Source organism: Escherichia sp. TW14182 (assembly GCF_000208525.1).
GTDB lineage: Bacteria > Pseudomonadota > Gammaproteobacteria > Enterobacterales > Enterobacteriaceae > Escherichia > Escherichia ruysiae.
Genome location: NZ_AEJZ01000310.1, coordinates 1 through 636, shown reverse-complemented (window position 1 = coordinate 636; position 636 = coordinate 1). Strand labels below are relative to the sequence as shown.

Below are 636 nucleotides of genomic sequence, written 5' to 3'. Positions count from 1 at the left end.
TTTTTTTGATTTGAGGATGTGCGTTAACATGGTTTGGTGTGTTAGTTGGTGGTGAATCTGGTTTTGAGTTATGCCCTAAAATCGATTTTAGGGTCACTAAAACGAAGTCACGAACTAGGTTTTGCGGATTCACACCACGGGGTAGTTAAAATTATCAACGGAAATTGATTTTCCAAGGCATCTGCAGAGTAAATTTTCAATTTACGGAGAAAAATGATGTTTTACTCAATGTCAAAACAAGAGAGAGAAATTGCTCTCCAGTTGGCTAAAGAAAAGAGAGAGCAACAAAAGCGAGAATGGACTGCGCTGGCAGAAGCGGGAAAAATACGCCAACATTTCGCTGACGCTAATCACTGGGCAAGGCTCCGTAGTCAATACGGGATTACATCTCCGAATAAATTAGCCCCCGCAGAAAGTGAGCATGGAATGAAAATTCTTAGACGAACGATCAGACTGACCGGAGGATTCGAGTGGTTCAATGAGTCTTTCGGTATGGACATCAAGCAGTTTGTCAGAATGAACCCTACGTGGCCTGCATACGCTATTCAGGGGGTAATCCTTGAAGAGTGGGATGATTATCAAAACAATCAGAATTGATTTTAAGGCCTCTAAAACACTCTCTAACGAGCTAAACGG

Annotated in this window: 1 protein-coding gene; it reads left to right on the top strand. The window is 42.0% G+C overall.

Annotated features, from left to right (window positions below):
- Window positions 1-213: 213 nt before the first annotated feature.
- A complete protein-coding gene (locus tag EQY_RS0120525) occupies window positions 214-597 on the top strand; it encodes a hypothetical protein (protein ID WP_138984128.1) in 384 nt (127 codons plus the stop codon).
- Window positions 598-636 lie beyond the last annotated feature (39 nt).

What these genes read in the sequence shown, in the direction of transcription:
- EQY_RS0120525 (WP_138984128.1), top strand. Translation starts at nt 214, where the DNA reads ATGATGTTTTACTCAATGTCAAAACAAGAGAGAGAAATTGCTCTCCAG.